Here is a 17632-nt window from a genome sequence, read left to right as displayed (position 1 = left end):
GCCGGGCCCGCGCTCTTCCCGTCACGTCTTCGCGCACACGTCCCGGTACGCCGTGCCGCCCAGATACTCGCGCCACTCCTGGAGAGTGAGCGTGCGGCCGGCCCGCGCGCACACCTCGCCCGCCATCGCCTCCGGCGCGACCGGCAGGTCGTGAACCCGCCCCGACCCGCTGACCGCCCGCAGCAGCCCCCCGTCGGCGGTGAAGGCCATGAGGTGCACGGCGCCGCCGCTGTCGAGCCGGATCTCCCCGCTCAGCGGCCGCCGGGTCGCCACGTCCCACAGGTGGATCCCGCCGCCCGCGTCGGAGACGGCGACCACGTCGCCTCCGGGGGCGAACACGACGGCGTCGAGCTCCTGGCCGGGAACGCGCAGGTCAGGCACGAGCAGCTGCCGGGTGCTCAGGTCCCACAGGCTGAGGCGGCGCCCGTTGTGCGTGGCCAGCCACCGCCCGGCCGGATCGACGACCATGAAGGCCTGGTTCCGGGTCGCGCCGAACCCGGTGCCGACGGGCTTGCCCGTCATGATGTCGTAGAAGTGCCCGCTCGCCGACGCGATCGTCTTCCCGTCGGCCAGGAAGGCGATGTCGCCGGTGATGAGCGGCGGTTTCACGCTGCTGACCGCCTTCCCGGTGCGCGCGTCCCACACCCGCAGGCGGAAGTCATGGTGTCTCTGGTTGTTCTGCGCGAAGACCGCCGCGAACAGGCGGCCGTCCCGGCTGTAGGCCCCGCCCGTGGGCAGGAACGCCGGAATGCCCCCGAACTCCCACAGCCGCCGCCCGTCGGCCAGGCCGTACATGACGATCGCCGCGCCGTCCTGGAAGACCAGGCTGTCACCGGCGGGGCTGATCAGCCACGGCGCCGGGTTGCCGGGGTCGGGGAACGACGCGGTCGCGCGCCTCCCGGCCACGTCCCAGGTCCGGTACGCGGACGAAGTGCGGACCAGCAGCCGGCGCGCGTCCGGGCTGATCGCCAGGGGCCGCGCCCCGGCGGGCACGCCGGGGCGCGCGGTGCCGGACCGCAGGTCGAGGCCGACGACGCGCTCGTCCACCTGGTAGCGCAGCACGCGGCCGGCCGGGTCGAACCACACGTCGGTGATCTCGCCCGGTGCCTCGTACCGGAGGATCTCCGTGTGCGAGGCCACGTCCCAGACCCAGACGCGCTGCCCGCGCACGCCGGCGACGAGCCTGTTGCCGGCGCTGAGCCGGATCCGCCACCGGGTGCCGGGGGCCGCCTGCGCCACCGCCGCCGCCCAGGTCCAGCCGCCCTCCACCGACTGCGAGTCGGTGACCAGCCTGCCCGTCGCGGTGTCCCGGAGCTGGAAGCGGTCCCCTGCGCAGTACATGAGCCGGCTGTCCGCGCTGAATCCCACGACCGGCTCCTTGCCGCAGGTCTTCTCGAGCGCGCGCACGCGCCGCAGGCCCGGCAGCCGCCACACGCGGACCGCGTCCTGGGCGGGCGTCACGACCGCGACCAGCCTGCCGGAGGAGGAGACGGTGAGCTGGCTGAGCTCGTCCCACGCCCTGGTGGGGATCTCGCGGCCGCGCTCGGCGTCCCACAGGTCCGTCACGCCGCCGGTGACGCTGATGGACAGCAGCGAGTCCTGGTCGCCGAAATCGGGGTGGAGCAGCATGGGGTCGTCGCCCGGTTTGTTCTTGACGCCGACGAGGCGGCCGGTGCGCGTCTGCCACACGGTCATGGCCTGGCCGGCCGCGATGGCCAGCAGCCGGCCGGTGCGGCTCAGCGCCACCTGGTTCACGCCCGCGGCCAGCCGCGGCGAGGTCCAGGAGGCGACCTGGCGGCCGGTCGCGACCTCGTACACGCGCACTCCGCGCTCGCTCACGGCGGCGAGGAGGCGGCCGTCGCCGCTGAGCGCCCGCGTGGCCGCGCCCTTGTCGGCGGGCGGGCTGAACGACGTGGTCTCGCGCTGGTGGACGGCCGAGGTGAGGCCGGAACGGGTGTCGGTGCCCGGGGCCAGCCGCCAGGCGGCGACGCTGAGCAGCATGGCCCGCACCGGGTTCACCGTGCGCAGGTCGGCGGCCTGGTGGACCAGCTCGCGGCCACGGGCGCGGTCGCGTTCGGCCGCCGCCTGGTCGCGCTGCTCGGCGGCCCTGCGTCCCTGCTGGACCGCGACCGCGGCGCCGATCACCGCCACCACCAGCAGGCCCGCCAGCGCCGCGGTGAGCAGGCGGCGGCGGCCGGCCCGGCGCCGGGTGACGCCGCTCGCGGCGGCCAGGAAGTCACGTTCGAGCGGTGTCAGCGTCACCTGGTTCCGGCCGGTGGCGGCCCAGTCGAGCACGGCTTCGAGCCTGCTGCCCTGGAGCAGGTCGCCGTCCTTGCGTCCGTGGTCGTGCCAGGAGTGGGCGGCCCGGGAGATCTCGGGCAGGACGCCGAGCCCCTGCCGGTCGGCCTCCACCCAGCCGCGCAGCCTGGGCCAGGCGCGCAGCACTGCCGGGCGGACGATGCTCACCTCGCCGTCGCGTTCGGTGAGGATGTAGCCGAAGACGTCCAGGATGCGCCGGCGCTGCGCGGGCCGCTCGGGGAGCAGGTCGTCCACGGACGCCCGCCGTACGGTCTCCGTGCCGTCGCCGTCGATCGTGATCAGCCGCAGCAGCAGGCCGGGCACCAGCTCGCGTTCCTCGGGGGCGAGCAGGTCGTAGGCGTCCTCGGCCAGCGTGCCGAGCCCCGGGTCGGCCGCGGCGGCGCGCAGGCCCCCACCGCGCCGGCTGCCCTCGCCGAGCGGGTCGATCGCGCCTCCGACCAGGGCGAGCAGCAGCCCGCGCGCGCTCGGCCGCCGCCCGGGGTCCTCGCTCAGCGCCGAGGCCACCAGCGGCCGCAGCAACGCGGGCAGCGCGTCGAGGCCGGGCTCGAAGGCGAGCACCCGGTGCATGACCCCCGCGAGGGTCTCCGCCCTGAACGGGTCCTGCCCGGTGGCGGCGAACACCACGATCCCGCCCCAGGCGAACACGTCGGCCGCGGTGCCGGCCCGGCCTCCGGAGAAGACCTCAGGCGCCACGTACGTGGGCGTGCCCGCGACGTGGTCGCCGGCCGTGCGCGACATCTCCTCGGTGCGGGCGATGCCGAAGTCGATCACGCGCGGCCCGTCGGGACCGAGCAGGACGTTGTCCGGTTTGAGGTCCCGGTGCACGACCCCGGCCTCGTGGATCGCGGTCAGCGCGGTCGCCACGGCGGTGGCCAGCCGGTGCAGGTCGTCGCCCGCGAAGCGCCGCCCGGCGCGCCGCAGGTCCACGCCCTCGACGTATTCGCTCACGATGTACGGCGGGGTGGCGGCGGGGTCGGCGTCGATCACCCTGGCGGTGCAGAAGGAGGCGACCCGGCGGGCGGCGGCGGCCTCCTTGGCCAGCCGGTCGCGCACCTCCGCGTGCAGCACCTTGAGCGCGTACCGGCCGCCGTCGTCGTCGTACGCCTCATAGACGACACCCTGGCCGCCGGAGCCGAGCCGCCCGGCGAGCCAGTACTTGCCGATCTTGACCGGATCGCCCGGCGCCAGACTCTCCACGTGACGTTTGATGCGAACGGGGCTCGATTGGTTGGCCTCAGCCACGCACGGGCGCCGTGGACCCGCGGACGATCAGCTCCGTGGCCAGCTCCACATGGTGCGAGTCGATCTTCTCCCCGGCCGCCAGCCGCAACGCGGTCCGCAGTGCCATCCCGCCCATCTCGCGCAGCGGCTGGCGGACCGTGGTCAGCGGCGGCGCGGCCATCCGGGCGACCTGGGTGTCGTCGTAGCCCACGATGCTGACGTCCTCGGGGATGCGCAGCCCGCGCGCCCTGGCCGCCTCCATGACCCCCAGGGCCAGCTCGTCGCAGCCCGCGAAGATCGCCGTCGGCGCCCGCGGCAGGTCGAGGACGGCCGCGCCCCCCAGCAGCCCGTCGTGGTAGCGGAACTGGCCGCTCCACACGTAGCCGGGGATCATCGGCGCGCCCTCGGCCTCCAGGGCGGCGCGGTGGCCGTGCAGCCGGGCCTGGTTGCAGGCGGCGGTGGCCGGGCCGCCGACGTAGGCGATGCGGCGGTGGCCGAGCGAGAGCAGGTGGCCGGTGGCGGCCAGCCCGCCGGCGAAGTTCGTGGAGCCGACGCTGGTCACGCTGGCGCTCTGCAGGTTGAGCGGGTCGATCAGCACCAGCGGCAGGCGGGCCCGCGCCAGCGCGGCCACCTGCTGGGCGGCCAGCTGCTCGCACGTGACGGCGATCAGCGCGGTGCGGCCGGCGGCGACCAGGTCGCGGACCCAGGCGGTGCTGTGGCCGGCGTCCTTCTTGATGCTGACGACGATCCCGACGCCGATCTCGGCCCCGGCCTGCACCGCGCCCTGGATGATCTCAATGGAGTAGGCGGTCAGGTCGTCGTCGAACCGCAGCTCGACGCTCCCGCACGGCTCGCGGCGCGGCGTGGCCTGGACGTACTCGTGCTCGCGCAGCAGCGACTCCACCAGGGATCGGGTGGCGGGCGCGACGTCGCTGCGGCCGTTGAGCACCTTGGAGACGGTCGCGACCGACACGCCGGCCGAGGCGGCGACGGTGGCCAGGGTGGCGCGCCTGGGGGTGTCCGGCATCGTGCCTCCTGACCTGGACCCGGGAATCATCAGCGTGACACAAGGGCGGACCGGAACGCGGCCTCGCAGCGGTCCAGGTGCGCCATGTCCGCATGGTAGAACCGGTCGTCGCCCCGGGCTATGTGCCCGGCGAACGCCTCGTCGCCGGCGGCGGCCCGGTCGTACATGTGCCGGACGAGGTGCTCCAGCCGGGCCCGCGCGGTGGACGGGAGCGCGCGCCGGTCCGCGTCGCCGAGCCCGTACGCGTCGGCGAACAGCCGCAGCCGCCGAGCCTGCTCCGCCACCGGCCACGAGCCCACGCCCTCGTGCCGGGGATCGCTGAGCGAGACGAACCGGTAGGCGGCGTAGGCCACGTCCCAGATCCGCGGCCCAGGGTGCGCCGTGTCGAAGTCGATGAACGCGACCGGCAGCCCGTCGCGGAACACGCAGTTGTACGTTGCCGCGTCGCCGTGGCAGATCACCTCCGCCGGGCCCACCGGCGGGAAGTACCACGAAAAGTCGGGATCGGCGGGGAAGCCGAGCGTGGCGTCGTGATAGTCCCGCAGGAGCACGCCCACGGCCACCAGCGCGTCATCGGTCGAGGCCCACTCCGGCAGCGGGTAGCCGGGCACGTCGCCGGGCACGAAGTCCAGGATCTCCCGCCCTTCGCCGTCGATCCCGTGCGCCCGGGGCGCGCCGGTGAACCCGCGCGCCCGCAGGTGGCCGAGCAGCGCGTGCACGGCCGGGGTCCAGGCCCCCACCGGCCGCCGCACGGTCGAGCCGACCCGCACCACATGGTTGACGCCGCCACCGGTCAGCACCTCTTCGTCGGCCCGCACCACGTGGTCGACGCCGCCACCGGCCAGCACCTCTTCGTCGGCCACGACCGCCTCTCCCCCGATCACCGCCGGACCCGGAACGATGATCTCCGGGCCCGGCGGTCAGTGTGCCACGCGGCGCCGGGGCAGGGCACGCGAATAAACGGATCAGCGGCGGGAGCGGAAGGCCACGGCCGTCGTCGAGGTGATCGCCGACACCACCACGGTCATGACCAGCACGGTGTTGAGCGGGCTCTTGCGCCGGGCCGGGCCCGCCGCGGCCCGCTGGTAGCGCGTCAGCGGGACGACCGCCTTCGGCTTGGGCGTCTTCTTGGGGGTGGGGGTGGGCGTCGGCACCGGCAGCGGCGCCGCCCAGGGTGCGGATGGGCGCACCCGGCCCGCCTTCTTGCGCGGGCACTCCCCCACCTGGACGTCCGCCGTGCACACGCCGTCGCGGTAGACGGTCACGTGCGGCAGCACGACCGCGGGCGGCGCCCCGCGCTTGCGGGGCGGCACCGAGATCGACACCTTGGGCCCGGGCGAGCGCCGCGTCCGGACCCGGGGCACCTTCACGGTGGGGCCGACGGTGACGTTCTTCGGGGGTGCCGGGGGGCGTACGGTCACCTGAGGCACCGGGCGCGGCCACGGCACCCCGTCGGCCGCGGCGGGACCCGCCACGGTCACGGCGGCCAGGGCGACGGCGAACAGCAGCGGAGCGCGCCGGACGCCCACGCTCACACTCCCCCGCCGATGCGGGCGAACTCCTGCAACGCCCCCTGGAACGCCTGGGGCCCGACGGCCAGCGGCCCGGCGAAGGCGTGGGAGATGTCCCACGTCAGGTAGATGCCGAAGCCCAGCAGCGCGGCCGTCGCCAGCAGCGGCAGTATCGCCAGCCCCTTCGGCCTGGCCCCCGCCAGGAACGGGAAGACGGCGACCAGGACCCCGGTGAGGATGGTCAGGTGCAGCAGCCCCGCGGGAGGCGTGGCGGCGGCGTCGGCGCCGCGCTGGGCCCGCGCGGTGGAGATCGCGCTGAGCTTCTCCAGCACGGCGGTCTTGGCGTTTTCCTGCTTGTCGCCGGTCACCTGCAGGTCGGTGACGCGGCCGCGCAGCTCGTCCATCCTGGCGGCGCCGACCGGGTCCATCCTGCCCTCGGCCATGAGCGGCCACTCGTCCCTGACCACGAACGTGACGTAGTCGCGCAGCGCCCTGCGCACGTCCTGCGGCGCGGTGCCCGGCAGGGCGTCGGCCGCCCAGTAGGCGTCGACGGTCGCCTGGCTCTCGGTGTGGGTGTTGAGGCGGGCGGCGTCGGCCGTCGTCCAGGGAACGATGATCGCGATGGCGAAGACCAGCAGGAACATGGCCGACAGCATCGCTCCCGCGTGCGCGGCCGACGGGCCGCCGGGGTCGCGGTCCTCTTCGGCCCGTTTGACCTTCCTGAAGATCAGCGCGGTGAGCGCCACCGCGCCCACCGCCGCCACGACTGAGAGCGTGTACGCCACCATGAAGAATCTCCCGAAACTCATCGGATACGCAACGTCACATTACTATCACACAGTGCAATGATGGCGCGAAGCACAGATCGGTAAAGGCCCGGCAACCTCAGGGCCCGCATCCGGGTCCGGCGCGAGTCGATGAACGGGATCGGGGCGGCCACGTGTGTGGCTACGTGCGTGACCGCCCCGCGGGCCTCCCGTGCGACGGTGGTGACACGGGTCCGGGAGGCGTGCCCTCCTGCGCGGCGAGGACCGGTGGCCGTTCTGCGCGAACCGCCGGCAGCCCTCGCCCGCACCCCTCCCGTTGGGGCCCGCCTCACATGGTCCGCCGCCCCGGGGCCGCGCGCTTCAGGGAGCGCCCCGGGGATTTCCCCTGGAGTACGGGGCCTCGCGCCCGCGCGGCAGGTCCGGCCGCCCGCGCGACGGCCGCTGGGACCCGGACCGGCCCGGCCACCTGGGGCGGCACCTGGGGATAACCCCTGATTTCCGCGCCCCCTCTGGACAAGGGGACACGCAAGTCTTACTTGAGCCGCCCGCCCTGGCGCGCAACGTTGGATTTCCCAGGGTGCGGAGGACGGTATGACGTTCGTCGGACGGGATCAGGAGCTCCGATGCCTGGCCGCGGAGTTCGAGCGCGCCCGCGCCGGACTGCCCAGGCTCGTCGTGGTCGAGGGGCCGGCGGGGATCGGGAAGACGACGCTGGTCCAGCGGTTCCTGGAGACGTGCGGGACGGGCAACGTGCTGTTCACCGACGGCGACGAGGGCGAGGCGCTGCTGCCGTACGGGACGCTGACCAGGCTGTTCGGCGGGCTCCCCGCGCAGGTCGAGGCGCCGGCCGCGGTGGAGCCGCCCGATCCGCTGGCGGTCGGGGCGGCGCTGCTGCCGGAGCTGAGCGAGCGGCAGGCGAGCGAGCCGCTCTGCCTGGTCGTGGACGACGTGCACTGGGCGGACGCGCCGACGTTGCGGGCGCTGACGTTCTGCCTGCGCAGGCTGCGCGTGGACCGGGTCATGGCGGTGCTCATGCTGCGCGAGGCCGCCACGCTGCCGGGCCCGGAGGGGCTGCGGCGGCTCATCGCCGCCGGCACCACCCGCCGGCTGCGGCTGCGCGGGCTGCGGGAGCCGGAGGTGGCCGCGCTGGCCGGCGGGCGGGTGTCGCAGCGGGCCGTGACCAGGCTGGTCGCCCACACCGAGGGCGTGCCGCTGCACCTGCGGGCGCTGCTGGAGGAGGTGCCCCCGGAGGCGCTGGACGACCTGGCCCAGCCGCTGCCGGCGCCCAGGTCGTACACGATGCTGGTGCTGGCCAAGGTGGCCAGGTGCGCGCCGCCGGTGCGCGAGCTGGTCGGCGCGGTGAGCGTGCTGGGCATGTCGTGCCCGCTGCACCTGGCGGCGCGGGTGGCCGGGGTGGCGGAGCCGCTGCAGGCGCTCGAGCAGGCCGTGCGCGAGGGCGTGCTGCTGGAACGGTCCTCTTCGCGCGGGCCCGTGGCGGCGTTCGCGCATCCGCTGATCCGCGCGGCCGTCTACCGCGACCTGGGCCCGGCGCACCGCTCGGCCCTGCACGCGCGGGCGGCGCTGGTGGCGGAGGGCGAGCAGGCGCGGCTGCGGCACCGCATCGAGGCGGTGGCGGGCCCGAGCCCGGAGCTGGCCGCCGAGCTGGCGGAGCTGGGCCGGGCGCAGGTACGGCTGGGCGCGTTCGGCGGCGCGGCCGAGCATCTGAAGGCGGCGGCGGAGCTGTCGGGCGACCCAGCGCCGCTGGCCGCCGAGGCGGTGGAGGCGCTGCTGCTGGACGGGCGGGTCGACGAGGCGGCCGGGCTGACCGCGAGCCTGCCCGACGACGCGCATCCGGCGGTGCGCGGCTACGCGCTCGGCCACCTGGCCATGGTGCGCGGCCAGGTCGAGGAGGCGCGGGCGCAGCTCATCACGGCCTGGGAGCGGGCCGGGCCGCCCGAGTCGGGCCTGGCGGCGCGGGCGGCGCAGCAGCTCGCCATGCTCTGCCTGGTCAAGGCCGAGGGCGGGCAGGCCGCCCGCTGGGCCGAACGCGCCCGCGACTCCCCCGGCTACCGCCTCAGCATCGACTACAACCGCTTCACCGAGCTCACCGGGCTGGCCGTCTCCGGCGAGATCGACGCGGCGCTGGCCGCGACCGCCGGCCTGCCGCCGCCGGCGTCGGCGACGATCGCCGACCTGGACGCGCTGCTCGGCCGCGGGCTGCTGCGCACCTGCTCCGACGACCTGGCGGGCGGGCTGGCCGACCTGTCGGGGGTGGTGGCGGCGTGCGGGGAGCGTTCGGTGCCGTTCCGGATGCTGGCCACGGCCATGCTGGGGCAGGTCGAGTACCGCTCCGGCCGCTGGGACGACGCCGCCCTGCACACCGAGACGGCGGCGTCCGTGGCCGACGACGCCGACCAGCGGTGGCTCTCGCCCATCTGCCACGGGCTGGCCGCGCTCGTCCCGGCCTCGCGCGGCGACTGGCCGCTCGCGGAGTCACACGTCCGGGCGGCCGTCGCCGGCGCTGACTCGGTGGCGGCACTCGCGCACGGGTGCAGCGCCGCCGCGCACCTGGCCGCCGCCAGGGGCGACCACGCCGCGACGGTGGCGGCGCTGGAGCCGCTGCTGGCGGTGGAGGTGCACGACATCGTGTACGAGCCCGGCGTCGTACAGTGGCTCGACCTGTTCGTCGACGCCCTGGTGGGGCTGGGCGAGCTGGACCGGGCCGAGACCTGCCTGGTCGGAGTGGAGCGGCTGGCGGGGCGGCGCGGCAGGCGTTCGGCGCTGGCCACGGCGGCCCGCTGCCGGGGCGGCCTGCACGCGGCCCGCCACGAGAACGCCCTGGCCGACGCCGCCTTCACCACCGCTCTCGCACATGCCGGGGCGGGGGTGCAGGGCGGGTCGGGAGCGCACGCCGGAGCGGGGGCCGGGCTGCCGTTCGACGAGGCCCGGCTGCGGCTGGCGTACGGGCGGTTCCTGCGCAGGCTGGGCCGCCGCAGGCAGGCCCAGTCGCACCTGGAGCCGGCGCTCGGGCTGTTCGCCAAGCTGGGCGCGGCGCCGTACGTGGGGCGGTGCGAGCAGGAGCTGAGCGCGTGCGGGCTGCCGCGCGCCGAACCGGGCGCCTCCCCGCTGCTGCGGCTGACCCCGCAGGAGCAGGCGGTGGCGCGGCTGGTGGCGACCGGGATGACGAACCGGCAGGTGGCCAGGGAGCTGGTGCTCAGCGTGAAGACGATCGAGTACCACCTGGGGAACGCGTACGCCAAGCTGGGAGTGAGCTCACGCGTGGCCCTCACCACCAAGCTCATGCACTGACACCCGGAGCGGACGCCGGCCGGGGTTCCGCTACGAGCGTTCCAGGAGCAACTCCGACAGACGATCCGCGAACTCGACGAGCCAGTCCAATCGCGGTCCGTCGCGGGCGACGCGGAAGCCGTGGCGCCGGCCCCAGAACGCGGCCTGGACGGCGTGGAACTGGGCCCAGCGCCGGGTGCGTTCGCGATCGAGTTCGGCGGCCTCGGCGAAGACGTCCAGCGTACGGTGGAGGGCCTTGCGCAGGTCGTCCGCCTCGAGGAGGGTGAGCGCGCGTGACTTGAGGAGCGTGCCGCCGTCGTAGGCGGGGTCTCCCGCGTGCCCCTTGGGGTCGACGGCCAGCCAGGGCTCGCGGTCGGCGCGCAGGATGTTCCTGGGGTGGAGGTCCCCGTGGATGAGGAGGTCCGGCTGGAGGGGGCCCAGCTCGCGTACGGTCGCCACGGCGGCGTCCACCACGTGACGCGGCAGTGCGTGCGGCAGCTCCTCGGCGTCCTTGCGCAGCTGCTCCTCCCAGGCGCCGGCCCGCTCCCGCAGCCGGGGCAGGCCGGGCGGCGCGGGGACGGCCAGGCGGCGGTTGATTCGGCCCGCGACCGTGACGACCTCGTCGGCGTCCTCGATCTCCGCCAGGATCGACGCCCGGACCCGTTCGAGCAGCATGGCGAAACGCTCGTCGTCGCGCGCGTAGAGCCGGACGGCTCCACGCCCGCCCCACGCCGCGAACGCGTCCGGCTCGTGGACGTTGCCGGGATGCGGGAACGACACCTTCAGCACGGCGTCCCCCTCGACCCGCCCGCGCACCGGGACGACGATCCCGACGCCCCCGTGCATGACCTCGCCGTCCGGCGCGCACCCCCAGCGCTCCAGCAGCTCGTCCACGATCCCGGGCAGTTCGGCGAGCCACGCCGCGCCCGGGTCTCCCTCACGCTCGACGGTGCTCCGCGTGAACGCCTCCGGTATCCCGATCATCCGGGCACCCTACGTGCCCGCCCACCGCCGCCACCACCACCCGGCCCGAGCTCGGCCAGGGTATAGTCAACTTGTCCCGAGCGGTTATCCGCCCGGGATTTTGCTTTCCATGCCCACTCCTCATCGCGTGATCCTGAACGCGGCAGCGCCTCTCCTCCTGTCCGTGAGCGCCGGGGTCATCGCCCAGCTCCTCGGCACCTCCCTGCTCGGACACCAGGCGACGGTTCAGCTGGCGGCCTTCGCCCTCGTCGGCGCGGTGCTCGCCCCTGTCACCGCGGCCGTGTCCGGCGGACTGCGCGGCATGGCCCCGTTCGTCGCGGCCCGCCGCGATCGTCCCGCCGAGGCGCTGCCCATCCTGAAAGACGCGCGTTGGCTGTCCCTCGTGCTCGGGGTGATGGGCGCGGGCGTCATGCTCGCGGTCCCTCTGATCGCGCGGGCCGGCGGGGTTTCTCGTGAGGTGACGGCCGAGTTCGGGGCGGCGCCTCAGCTCTTCGCCCTCCAGGTACTGCCGGCCGCCGCGGGCGGCGCGTCGAGGCCCATCAGAGGCAGGCAGGGCTCGAGCCCGTCGATCTGGACGGGAACGGTGCGGTGCCGCTCCCAGGCGTCCCGGCTCAGGCGGAACCGGTGCTCCACGACCATCCTCCCGTCCAGCGCGTGCCGCCGGCGGCCGTCGGGCTCGTAGCCGAGCTTGCGGGAGACGGCCAGGGAGGCGACGTTGTGCTCGAGCGCGCCTGACAGCGCCTCCTCGGCGCCCAGCCCGGCGAAGGCGAGGTGGAGTACGGCCGCCCGCATCTCGGTGCCGACGCCCTGCCCCTGGTGGCGGCGGCCGAGCCAGGAGGTGGTGCGCACCTGACGCGTGATGCCCAGGTCCCGGGCGGCGAGGCTCTGCTGCCCGGCGACCACGCCGTCCCGGAACACGGTGAGGTCGAGCGACCACTCCCGCGCGGTCCACGAGCCGAGCTGCCGCCAGTGGTAGTGGATCACGCTGCGGGCGGCCTCGGCGGGCGGCGCGTCGGTCCACCGCACGAGGAACGGCGAGGCGTCGGGGTCATGGACGCCGCCGGCGGCCAGGTCGGCGAGCTCGGCCAGTTCCTCGGGCGAGGGCAGCCGCAGTTCGAGCCGCGGCGTGGTCAGCCGCAGCCCGGCCGGCGGAAAGTGATCGACCAGCATGACACCATCGTGATGGCCTCCCGACGGCACGTCATCCGGTTTCCGCCCGTGTTCGGCGGCCGCTTCATGCGCCTGAGCGGGCGCGGACGGCAAGCCGCCTCCCGCATGGTGCGCCGGCGAGCCGTGCCGCGCAGTGGCGCGATCACGTCCTGAGCCGTGGCACCGCCGCCAGCAGCGCGCGCGTGTAGTCATGCGCCGGCTCGCCGACGACTTGCTCGGCGGGCCCGTGCTCGACGATCCGGCCGTGGTGCATGACGGCAATCGTGTCGGCGACGTACCGGACGACGGCCAGGTTGTGCGAGATGAACAACATCGACAGTCCGAGTTCGTCGCGCAGCCCGCGGACCAGGTTGAGCACGGCCCCTTGGACCGACACGTCGAGCGAGCCGGTGATCTCGTCGGCGACCAGCAGGGCGGGGTCGCCGCCCAGTGCCCGGGCGATCGCCACCCGCTGCCGCTGGCCGCCCGAAAGCTCGCGCGGGTAACGCCCGGCCAGTTCGGCGGGCAGCTGGACGAGACCGAGCAGCCGTGGCACCTCCGTGGCACGGCGGCGCTTCTCGATGCCCTCCCCGACCGTCTCGCCGATCGTCATGCGCGGGTCCAGCGACGCGTACGGATCCTGGAAGACCATCTGGATCCGCGGCGCTCCCTCGATCGCGCCCGTGTAGGGCACGAGCCCGCTCACGGCCCTGGCCAGCGACGACTTGCCCGATCCCGACTCGCCGACGAGCCCGACGACGTGGCCGTCGGGGATCTCCAGGGTGACGTCGTCGACCGCGGTGAAGCCGCCGTAGCGCACGGTCAGCCCTTCGATCCTCACGAGGTGACCTCCCAGCAGGCGACCCGCTGGCGCGGGCCATGGACCACGAGTTCGGGACGTTCCGTCCGGCATTGTTCGGTGGCGAGCGAGCACCGGCCGGCGAACGCGCAGCCCGTGCCGACCTGCGCCGGGGCCGGCTGGGTCCCGGGGATGCCGGCCAGCGGGCGGCTCCGGTCGGTGTCGAGGTCGGGCAGGGACGCGATGAGCGCCCTGGTGTAGGGGTGCGCGGCGCCGTCGGCGAGCCGGTCGGCGGGCAGTTCCTCGACCACCCGGCCCGCGTACATGACGACGACGCGGTCGCACAGCTCGCCGACGACGGCGATGTCGTGGGAGATGAACAGCAGGGCCGCGCCCGTCTCCTCGACGACCTCGCGGAGCAGCCGCAGGATCTGCCGCTGCACGGTCACGTCGAGGGCGGTCGTGGGCTCGTCGGCGACGATCAGGCGTGGAGTGCCCATGAGGCCCATGGCGATGACCGCGCGCTGGCGCATGCCGCCGGACAGCTCGTGCGGATGCTGGGCGGCGTGCTTGGCGGGGTCGGGCAGCCGGACGTGGCCCAGCCGGTCGACGGCCCGGCGGCGGGCGTCCGCGCGGCCGGCGCCCTGGTGGACGACGGCCACCTCGGCGAGCTGGCCGCCGACTTTCAGCGCGGGGTTGAGCGAGGCCATCGGGTCCTGGAACACCATGGCGAGCGCGGTGCCCAGTTCCTTGCCGGACATGGTCGCGACGTCGACGCCGCCGAGGCGCAGCCGGCCGTACGTCACCGCGCCGGGGTAGGGAACGAGGCCGCCGATGGCGGCGGCGGTCAGGCTCTTGCCGCTGCCGGACTCCCCCACCAGGCCGACGATCTCCCCCGGCGCCACGGTCAGAGACAGCTCGCGTACGGGGGTCGAGCCGCCCGGGAACGAGACGGTCAGGTCGCGGAGCTCCAGGACTGCGTCCGGGTCCGGCTCCCCGGAGGGCCGCGGCGGCTCGGGGCGGACGGCGTCGCCCTGCCCGGCCGGGGAGCGGGCGGCGGCCCTGGCCAGGGTGTCGCCCAGCAGGTTGAAGCCGATGCCGGCCAGGGCGACGGCCGCCGCGGGACCGAGCGCGACCACGGGGGTGACGTAGATCCGCGCGAAGCCGTCGAACAGCAGGCGCCCCCAGTCGAAGTCCGGTGGCTGCACGCCGAGGCCCAGGAACGACATGCCGGCCAGGCCGAGCAGCGCGCCGCCGAGCGACTGGGCGAGGTTGAGGATGAGCGGTTCGGCGATGTTGGGCAGGATGTGCCGGGCGAGGACGCGGCGGCGGGGCACGCCGAGCATGCGGGCCGCGGCCACGTAGTCGGCGCCGGCGACCGAGGCGGCCAGGGTCTGGGTGAGCCGCGCGAAGCCGGGCGCGATGGCCACGCCTATGCCGAGCACCGCACCGCGCGCGCCGAGCCCGCTGACCACCGCCGTGAACATGGCCAGCAGCAGGCCGGGGAAGGCCACCAGGGCGTTGACCGTGCCGGTCGCCATCCGGGCGGCCCGGCGGGGCAGCACGGACGGGAGCGCGCCGAGCAGGATGCCCCCGGCGGCGCCGATGAGCGTGGCCGCCAGCGCCAGGGCCAGCGAGTAACGGCCCGCCACCAGGACTCGGGCGAGCAGGTCCCGGCCCAGGTTGTCGGTGCCGAGCGGGTGTTCGGCGGAGGCGCCCTGGAGGATGGCCCCGGCGTCGATGCGTTCTGCGGCCTCGCCCCAGATGATGGGCCCGGCCACGGCCAGCACCGCCATGAGCAGCACCAGCACGCCGCCGATCAGCGCCGGGGCGCTGCGCCACACGCCGCCCCCGGACCTCGGCCCCTTCTTCGCGCGCTCGGAGGGCACGCCGTCCTCCTTCTCCGCGGCCCGCAGGCCGTCCGGTGCAGTCCTGGCCCGCATCAGGCCGAGACCTCCTTGATCTCCGAGGTGGGATCGAGCGCGCCGAGCACCAGGTCCACGACGAGGTTCACGATCAGTACGATGGCGCCGTACACGAGGATCACGGCCTGCGCGACCGGATAGTCCTTCTGCGTGATCGACTCGACGATCTTCAGGCCGAGTCCGGGCCAGGCGAAGACGTACTCGACCAGGACGCTGCCGGCGATCAGCGAGGTCAGCAGCAGACCGCCCACGGTCAGCGTGGCCGTGAGCGTGTTGGGCAGCACGTGCCGCAGATGGAGCCGGGCCGGGGGCAGCCGCTTGGCGCGGGCCAGGCGCACGTAGTCGGTGCCCAGCTCGCGCAGGGTCTCGACGCGGGTGATCCGGGCGATCATGGCGATCGGCCCGGCCGCCAGGGCCGCGACGGGCAGCACGTACGTGAGCGGCCCGGCCTTGCCTGCGGGCGGAAACCAGCCGAGGCCGACGGCCAGCGCCGCCACCAGCGCGATCGAGTACAGGAACTCGGGCACGGCCACGGCGGTGCCGGTGACCGTGCCGAAGGCCAGGTCGGTGCCGCGGTTGCGGCCGTTCTCGGTGCGTACGGCGGCCCACATGCCGAGCGGCACCGCCACGATCAGCGCCACGGCGGTGGCCAGGAGGGCCAGGGTCAGGGTGTTCGGCAGGCGGGCCGCGATGACGTCGCCCACCGGCTCCCCCGTCAGGAAGGACGTGCCGAAGTCACCGGTCAGGACGTGGCCGACGTACGTGACGAACTGCTCAGGCAGGGGGCGGTCGAGACCGAGCGCGGCCGTACGGGCCTCGACCAGCTCGATCGGGGCGGCCGGCCCGAGCGAGGCGCGCACCGGGTCGCCCGGGATGAGGTGGATCATCGCGAACGACGCCACCAGCAGCACCGCCAGTGACACGGCGAAGCGCACGATCCGGCGCACGGCCGTACGCAGCGTCCTGCGCACGGTCGTGCTCCCCGCCTGGCTGCCCGGGCGCCGCGTGGTCCGGGGGTCGCTCACTAGTCTCCTTGCGTGAGGCGGATCGAGGTGGGCACCAGGCTTCCGGCCATGGTGCGGAACGTGGCGCCCTTGCCGGCCTGCAGCGCCGTGGTGTCCACCACGGGCACCAGGTCGGCGGCTTCGAACAGGACCGACTCCGACTCCAGCCACTTCGGGCAGGCCTCGGCGGCGGGGAGCTTGCTCGCCTCGGCGACGAGCTCCTCGTAGCGCTTGTTGGCCAGGTGGGCGAAGTTGGCGCCCTTGGGGGCGGACGGTCCCGACAGGAAGCCGACGAGCTGGCTGGGCAGGGGCAGGCGGATCGGCAGCCACACGACGTCCCAGTCCTGGGTGGCGTTGAGCGACTCCGACAGCTTGGTGTCGATGACGCCGTTCAGCTTCACCTCGACGCCGAGCTTCTTCCACGCCTGCGCCATGTACTCGGCGGCGGCCTGGTAGCCGGGGCCGCGGGTGGTGCCGTACATGTAGCGCAGGCTGAGCCGCTTGCCGTCCTTGGCCCTGAAACCGTCGGCGCCGAGCTTCCACCCGGCCGCGTCGAGCGCGGCCGCGGCGGCCGCGGCGTCGTGGCCGGGCACGTGCCCGGCCACGGAGTCGCCCTGGCAGGGGCGCGGCTCCAGGACCAGGCCGGTGACCGGCTTGCCGGTGCCGCCGGAGGCGATGCCGCCCAGCTCCTGGAGGTTGAGCGCCTGCGTGAGGGCCTTGCGGACCTGCGGGTCGCGGGTCGGCCGGTCTTCTCCCTGGTGGTAGAAGAACTGGCCGTTGCCCGCCGAGACCGACTGTTTGGTCACGCCCGGGGACGCCTCGACGCGGGTCCGGTCGGCGCCGTTGAAGACGGCGCCGTTGAGGGAGCCGGCGATGAGCAGGTTGGCGGCGGTCTGCTCGTTCGGCACGACCTTCATCACGACCGTCTCCGGCAGCTCCTTGGCGGTGGCGCCGGCGGGGCCCCAGGCGTAGTCGCGGCGGACCTTGAACGTGTAGTGGTCGCTGGGTACGGCCTCGGTGAGCTGGTAGGGCCCGCTGCCGGAGGTGGCCCGGGCGATCGAGGCACGGTCCTTCACCCCTTTGCCGCAGACGATGAACATCGTCCGCGTGCTCTCCAGGATGAAGCTGAACGGCTCGGGCATGGACAGGGTCACGGTGCCGGCGGCGTCGTCGGCCTTCGCCTTCATGCCCGCGGGCACGAACACGCCGTAGATCGGCGACTTGGCGGCGGGGTCGGCGATGTGGTTGACGTTGTCGGCCACGTTCGAGGGGGTCACCGGGGAGCCGTCCGAGCAGGTGACGCCCTTGCGCAGGGTGAAGGTGACTGATTCGGGCTTGACGTCCCACTTCTCGGCCAGCTCGGGGACGATCTTCCCTGAGTCGTCGGCGGAGACGAGCGTGTCGTAGGCCAGGGCGAGCACGTTGTTGGTGACCGTCAGCACGCCCATGGCCGGGTCGAGGACGCCGGGATCGGCCGGGATCGCGAACGTGAAGGTGCCGCCCGTGGCCGGCTTGCCCTGCTGCTCGGGGCCGCTCGTCGTGCCTCCGCACGCGGCCGTGAGCAGAGCGAGCCCGGCGAGGGCCGCGACTGCTGGTTTTGTCATGAGGACTCCAGACGAGCACGGGGGGTGTGCACAA

At 74.6% G+C, this 17632-nt stretch carries 12 protein-coding genes; 1 reads left to right on the top strand and 11 read right to left on the bottom strand.

Translation table 11 applies throughout. From position 1 onward, the window contains the following. Positions 1–21: 21 nt before the first annotated feature. The 5 genes from H4W80_RS00295 to H4W80_RS00275 all read right to left on the bottom strand — a co-directional run bounded on the left by H4W80_RS00295 (position 22) and on the right by H4W80_RS00275 (position 6887). Entirely contained in the window at positions 22–3516 is a 3495-nt protein-coding gene (locus H4W80_RS00295) for a protein kinase domain-containing protein (RefSeq protein WP_192783195.1), read from the bottom strand. A 37-nt stretch (positions 3517–3553) separates the two neighbouring features. Beyond that, entirely contained in the window at positions 3554–4567 is a 1014-nt protein-coding gene (locus tag H4W80_RS00290) for a LacI family DNA-binding transcriptional regulator (protein ID WP_192783194.1), read from the bottom strand. Between the two features lie 29 nt (positions 4568–4596). Further along, complete coding sequence (locus H4W80_RS00285) at positions 4597–5430, bottom strand: phosphotransferase enzyme family protein (protein WP_318786630.1); 834 nt, start codon at positions 5428–5430, stop codon at positions 4597–4599. A gap of 102 nt (positions 5431–5532) precedes the next feature. Continuing rightward, a complete protein-coding gene (locus H4W80_RS00280; RefSeq protein ID WP_192783193.1) occupies positions 5533–6096 on the bottom strand; it encodes a hypothetical protein in 564 nt (187 codons plus the stop codon). 2 nt (positions 6097–6098) lie between these two features. Then, positions 6099–6887 carry a bestrophin-like domain gene (locus tag H4W80_RS00275; RefSeq protein ID WP_225963160.1) on the bottom strand — a complete coding sequence of 263 codons (789 nt, stop codon included), beginning with the start codon at positions 6885–6887 and terminating at the stop codon, positions 6099–6101. A 549-nt stretch (positions 6888–7436) separates the two neighbouring features. On the opposite strand from H4W80_RS00275, the gene H4W80_RS00270 reads away from it, so the two are divergent. Next, a complete protein-coding gene (locus tag H4W80_RS00270) occupies positions 7437–10154 on the top strand; it encodes a helix-turn-helix transcriptional regulator (protein ID WP_192783192.1) in 2718 nt (905 codons plus the stop codon). A 30-nt stretch (positions 10155–10184) separates the two neighbouring features. Here the strand turns inward: H4W80_RS00270 and H4W80_RS00265 are convergent, their stop codons facing one another. The 6 genes from H4W80_RS00265 to H4W80_RS00240 all read right to left on the bottom strand — a co-directional run bounded on the left by H4W80_RS00265 (position 10185) and on the right by H4W80_RS00240 (position 17598). Beyond that, positions 10185–11117 carry an aminoglycoside phosphotransferase family protein gene (locus tag H4W80_RS00265; protein WP_192783191.1) on the bottom strand — a complete coding sequence of 311 codons (933 nt, stop codon included), beginning with the start codon at positions 11115–11117 and terminating at the stop codon, positions 10185–10187. A 483-nt stretch (positions 11118–11600) separates the two neighbouring features. Next, positions 11601–12287, bottom strand: coding sequence for a GNAT family N-acetyltransferase (locus tag H4W80_RS00260; protein ID WP_192783190.1), 687 nt, complete (start codon positions 12285–12287; stop codon positions 11601–11603). Positions 12288–12429: 142 nt separating this feature from the next. Continuing rightward, positions 12430–13107 carry an ABC transporter ATP-binding protein gene (locus H4W80_RS00255; RefSeq protein WP_318786629.1) on the bottom strand — a complete coding sequence of 226 codons (678 nt, stop codon included), beginning with the start codon at positions 13105–13107 and terminating at the stop codon, positions 12430–12432. Then, the gene (locus H4W80_RS00250) at positions 13104–15008 is read right to left on the bottom strand and encodes a dipeptide/oligopeptide/nickel ABC transporter permease/ATP-binding protein (RefSeq protein ID WP_225963159.1); all 1905 of its coding nucleotides are present in this window, start codon (positions 15006–15008) and stop codon (positions 13104–13106) included. Before H4W80_RS00250 ends, H4W80_RS00255 begins: the two co-directional genes overlap by 4 nt. Next, positions 15008–16015 (bottom strand): ABC transporter permease, encoded by a 1008-nt coding sequence (locus tag H4W80_RS00245; protein WP_318786628.1) that lies wholly within the window; start codon positions 16013–16015, stop codon positions 15008–15010. Before H4W80_RS00245 ends, H4W80_RS00250 begins: the two co-directional genes overlap by 1 nt. Beyond that, positions 16015–17598: an ABC transporter substrate-binding protein gene (locus tag H4W80_RS00240; protein ID WP_192783188.1), complete on the bottom strand. Its 1584-nt coding sequence runs from the start codon at positions 17596–17598 to the stop codon at positions 16015–16017. The genes H4W80_RS00245 and H4W80_RS00240 overlap by 1 nt, the downstream gene beginning before the upstream one ends. Between the last annotated feature and the right edge of the window lie 34 nt (positions 17599–17632).

It is taken from the genome of Nonomuraea angiospora, assembly GCF_014873145.1.
GTDB lineage: Bacteria > Actinomycetota > Actinomycetes > Streptosporangiales > Streptosporangiaceae > Nonomuraea > Nonomuraea angiospora.
The sequence above is the reverse complement of the archived record's forward strand: the minus strand, read 5'-3'. Positions and strand labels throughout refer to the sequence as shown.

Coding starts and splice junctions, on each gene's coding strand:
- H4W80_RS00290 (WP_192783194.1), bottom strand. CDS start 4,567: ATGCCGGACACCCCCAGGCGCGCCACCCTGGCCACCGTCGCCGCCTCG.
- H4W80_RS00275 (WP_225963160.1), bottom strand. CDS start 6,887: ATGAGTTTCGGGAGATTCTTCATGGTGGCGTACACGCTCTCAGTCGTG.
- H4W80_RS00270 (WP_192783192.1), top strand. CDS start 7,437: ATGACGTTCGTCGGACGGGATCAGGAGCTCCGATGCCTGGCCGCGGAG.
- H4W80_RS00265 (WP_192783191.1), bottom strand. CDS start 11,117: ATGATCGGGATACCGGAGGCGTTCACGCGGAGCACCGTCGAGCGTGAG.
- H4W80_RS00260 (WP_192783190.1), bottom strand. CDS start 12,287: ATGCTGGTCGATCACTTTCCGCCGGCCGGGCTGCGGCTGACCACGCCG.
- H4W80_RS00250 (WP_225963159.1), bottom strand. CDS start 15,008: ATGCGGGCCAGGACTGCACCGGACGGCCTGCGGGCCGCGGAGAAGGAG.
- H4W80_RS00240 (WP_192783188.1), bottom strand. CDS start 17,598: ATGACAAAACCAGCAGTCGCGGCCCTCGCCGGGCTCGCTCTGCTCACG.